This window comes from Ideonella azotifigens (genome assembly GCF_006519715.1).
Lineage (GTDB): Bacteria > Pseudomonadota > Gammaproteobacteria > Burkholderiales > Burkholderiaceae_C > Ideonella > Ideonella azotifigens.
Genome location: NZ_VIDT01000567.1, coordinates 1 through 3,602, shown reverse-complemented (window position 1 = coordinate 3,602; position 3,602 = coordinate 1). Strand labels below are relative to the sequence as shown.

General features: G+C 63.4%; 6 protein-coding genes. All 6 read left to right on the top strand.

The window, feature by feature from the left end:
• A partial coding sequence (locus FKP22_RS24165; RefSeq protein ID WP_141290216.1) for a TOBE domain-containing protein occupies positions 1 to 279 on the top strand: 279 nt, incomplete at its 5' end.
• Position 280: 1 nt separating this feature from the next.
• Positions 281 to 1,369, top strand: coding sequence for an ABC transporter ATP-binding protein (locus FKP22_RS24160; protein ID WP_141290215.1), 1,089 nt, complete (start codon positions 281 to 283; stop codon positions 1,367 to 1,369).
• Positions 1,366 to 2,253, top strand: a complete 888-nt coding sequence (locus tag FKP22_RS24155; RefSeq protein ID WP_141290214.1) for a carbohydrate ABC transporter permease — start codon at positions 1,366 to 1,368, stop codon at positions 2,251 to 2,253. The genes FKP22_RS24160 and FKP22_RS24155 overlap by 4 nt, the downstream gene beginning before the upstream one ends.
• Positions 2,243 to 3,058, top strand: coding sequence for a carbohydrate ABC transporter permease (locus tag FKP22_RS24150; RefSeq protein WP_141290213.1), 816 nt, complete (start codon positions 2,243 to 2,245; stop codon positions 3,056 to 3,058). The genes FKP22_RS24155 and FKP22_RS24150 overlap by 11 nt, the downstream gene beginning before the upstream one ends.
• Positions 3,059 to 3,094: 36 nt before the next feature.
• Positions 3,095 to 3,403, top strand: coding sequence for a DUF2160 domain-containing protein (locus FKP22_RS24145; protein ID WP_141290212.1), 309 nt, complete (start codon positions 3,095 to 3,097; stop codon positions 3,401 to 3,403).
• A 7-nt stretch (positions 3,404 to 3,410) separates the two neighbouring features.
• The coding region (locus FKP22_RS33545) for a hypothetical protein (RefSeq protein ID WP_211361557.1) at positions 3,411 to 3,602 on the top strand (192 nt) is incomplete at its 3' end.

Below are 3,602 nucleotides of genomic sequence, written 5' to 3'. Positions count from 1 at the left end.
AGCCTCACCGTCGGCGTGCGCGCCAGTGCCCTGCGGGTGCTCGGACGACCGGGGGACGTCACCCTCAAGGGCGTGGTGGAGCTGGCCGAGATCTCCGGCTCGGACACCTTCGTGCATGTGGCCACACCCATCGGTGAGCTGGTGGCGCAGCTTTCGGGGGTGCACCAGTTCGCGCTGGGCGCCGCCCTCACGCTGCACCTGGACCCAAGGCAAGCCTATGTGTTCGACGCGGCGGGCGAGTTGCTCGTTGCGCCGGGTGCCGCCGGGGAGTTCCACTGACATGGCCAAGATCACACTGGACCTGGCGCACACCTACTTCTCCAACCCGCAACGCGACGAGGACTACGCGCTGCTGCCGCTGAAGATGGACTTCGAGGACGGCGGGGCCTACGCGCTGCTGGGCCCCTCGGGCTGCGGCAAGTCCACCATGCTCAACATCATCTCCGGCCTGGTGAGACCGTCGCACGGCACGGTGAACTTCGGCGGTCGCGACGTCACCGCCCTGTCGCCGCAACAGCGCAACATCGCCCAGGTGTTCCAGTTCCCGGTCATCTACGACACCATGACCGTGGCCGAGAACCTGGCCTTCCCGCTGAAGAACCGTGGCGTGGCGCCGGATCGCATCCGGCAGCGCGTGGGCCGGATTGCCGAGATGCTTGAGCTCAGCGGCCAGCTCGACCAGCGTGCCGCCGGCCTGGCCGCCGATGCCAAGCAGAAGATTTCGCTGGGGCGTGGCCTGGTGCGCGAAGACGTGAGTGCCGTGCTCTTCGATGAACCGCTCACGGTGATCGATCCGCACCTGAAGTGGCAATTGCGGCGCAAGCTCAAGCAGATCCACCGCGAGCTCAAGCTCACGCTGGTCTACGTCACGCACGACCAGGTCGAGGCCTTGACCTTTGCCGACCAAGTGGTGGTCATGACCCGCGGCAAGGCGGTGCAGATGGGGGATGCGTCCGAGCTGTTCGAGCGCCCGAGGCACACTTTTGTCGGGCACTTCATTGGCTCGCCGGGCATGAATTTCCTGCCGGCACGTGGCACCGGCAGCGGCATCGAGGTGGCGGGTCAGGCCCTGGCCGCACCCCGCGCCGCGCTGGCGCAACTGGAGGCTTTCAAGGTGGGTGTGCGCCCCGAGTACGTGCAGCTGGCGCAACAGGGCCAGCCGGGCGCAATGCCTGCAGTCGTGACCCAGGTGCAGGACGTCGGCACCTTTTCGCTGATCAGCGCCAACGTGGGCACGGGAGCGAGTGAAGTGCGTGTACGGGCACGCGTGGCCGAGGAAGTGAGCTGGCCAGGCGTCGGCGAGACCGTCTGGCTGAATCTGTTCAGCGAACACACCTGCTACTACCGGGACGAGGAGTTGATCCCATGAAACCTGTCAACCAGAAGGCATGGTTTCTGATCCTGCCGGTGGTGCTTTGCGTGGCCTTCTCGGCCATCCTGCCGCTGATGACGGTGGTGAACTACTCGGTGCAGGACATCATCTCGCCGGAGCGGCGGGTGTTCGTCGGAACAGACTGGTTCAAGGCCGTGATGCGTGACGACGAGCTGATGGGCGCGCTGTGGCGCCAGCTGGTCTTCTCGCTGAGCGTGCTGGTGGTCCAGATCCCGTTGGGCATTGCCCTGGCCCTGTCGATGCCAGCCCGCGGCTGGCAGTCATCTGCCGTGTTGGTGACCGTGGCGATCTCGCTGCTGATCCCGTGGAACGTGGTGGGCACCATCTGGCAGATCTATGCCCGCAACGACATTGGCCTGATGGGTGCAACGCTGGCGAAACTGGGTTTCGACTACGACTACGCCCGAAACTCGGTCGATGCATGGCTCACTGTGTTGCTCATGGACGTCTGGCACTGGACACCGCTTGTCGCATTGCTGTGTTTCGCAGGACTGCGAGCCATCCCCGATGCCTACTACCAGGCCGCGAGCATTGACGGTGCGAGCAAGTTCGCCGTGTTCCGCTACATCCAGTTGCCCAAGATGCGCGGCGTGCTCGTCATCGCGGTGCTGCTGCGCTTCATGGACAGCTTCATGATCTACACCGAGCCCTTCGTGCTGACCGGCGGCGGCCCCGGCAACGCCACCACCTTCCTCAGCCAGTACCTGACCCAGAAAGCGGTCGGGCAGTTCGACCTGGGGCCGGCGGCTGCCTTCTCGTTGATCTACTTCCTGATCATCCTGCTGCTGTGCTTCATCCTCTACACCTGGATGCAACGCGTTGGCGCCCAAACCAAGAGCGAGGTTCCCCATGTGGTCTGACACGCGTCCCAAGAAGCGGGTCGTCTTCCTGGCCCTGTACCTGGTCATGTCGATCTTGCCTGTGTACTGGATGATCAACATGTCATTCAAGACGAACGAGGAGATCACCTCGGTCTTCACGCTGTGGCCGCGGGATTTCACCTGGCAGCACTACCGGACCATCCTCACCGACGAGTCCTGGTATTCGGGCTACATCAATTCGATGATCTACGTGGCCATGAACACGGCCATGTCGTTGGCCCTGGCACTGCCCGCAGCCTATGCCTTCTCACGCTACAGCTTCCTGGGCGACAAGCATGTGTTCTTCTGGTTGTTGACCAACCGGATGACGCCGCCTGCGGTGTTCCTGCTGCCGTTCTTCCAGCTCTACACCACCTTGGGCCTGATGGACACGCACATCGCCGTGGCGCTGGCGCACCTGCTGTTCAACGTGCCGCTGGCGGTGTGGATCCTGGAAGGCTTCATGTCGGGCATCCCGCGCGAGATCGACGAGACGGCCTACATCGACGGCTACTCGTTTCCGAGGTTCTTCCTCACCATCTTCATTCCACTGATCCGAGCCGGCGTGGGCGTCGCCGCCTTCTTCTGCTTCATGTTCAGCTGGGTGGAGTTGCTGATGGCGCGCACGCTGACCAGCGTCAACGCCAAACCCATCGTTGCAACGATGACCCGCACGGTGTCGGCCTCCGGCATGGACTGGGGTGTGCTGTCTGCGGCAGGGGTTCTGACCATCGTGCCTGGCGCCATCGTGATCTGGTTCGTGCGGCACCACATTGCCAAAGGTTTTGCGATGGGGCGGGTTTGACGTGCTGCAAAGCACACAGCGTTGAGGAGACGAGAGATGTTTGCATGGATGGCCTGGACGGTGCCGGTGACCGTATTCTTCAGTTGCATCGCCTTGATGCTGGCTGGCATGACGCTGTGGGAGATCAGGTCACCCACGGTGCTGCGCAAAGGGTGGCTGCCGATCGCCACCACCCGGGGCGACCGCTTGTTCATCGGCCTGCTGGCGGCAGCCTATGTGAACCTTGCATTCGTTGCCGTGAGCGAGAAGATGATGGATTGGTTCGGGTTGGCCCAGGAGCCTTCCATCTGGTTCAGCTTCGCCGCCTCTGTGGCCTTGCTGGGGCTGATCCTGCGCAAGGGCTAGGTGCCCGGTGAGTCTCAAGGCGCTCGGCTACCTCTTCCCGGCCGAAGTGTCATCGACCTCAAGGGGAGACCTTCTGGAGACATCAATGAAAATGCGTTGCACCGCCCTGGCACTTGCCGCAGTCAGTGCCCTGGGCAGCCATGCGGCCTGGGCAGGCGAGGCCGAGGCGAAGAAGTGGATCGATGGCGAATTCCAGCCC

Excerpts from the sequence above, each read along its gene's own strand:
- FKP22_RS24150 (WP_141290213.1), top strand. The coding sequence starts at position 2,243 with ATGTGGTCTGACACGCGTCCCAAGAAGCGGGTCGTCTTCCTGGCCCTG.
- FKP22_RS24145 (WP_141290212.1), top strand. The coding sequence starts at position 3,095 with ATGTTTGCATGGATGGCCTGGACGGTGCCGGTGACCGTATTCTTCAGT.
- FKP22_RS24160 (WP_141290215.1), top strand. The coding sequence starts at position 281 with ATGGCCAAGATCACACTGGACCTGGCGCACACCTACTTCTCCAACCCG.
- FKP22_RS24155 (WP_141290214.1), top strand. The coding sequence starts at position 1,366 with ATGAAACCTGTCAACCAGAAGGCATGGTTTCTGATCCTGCCGGTGGTG.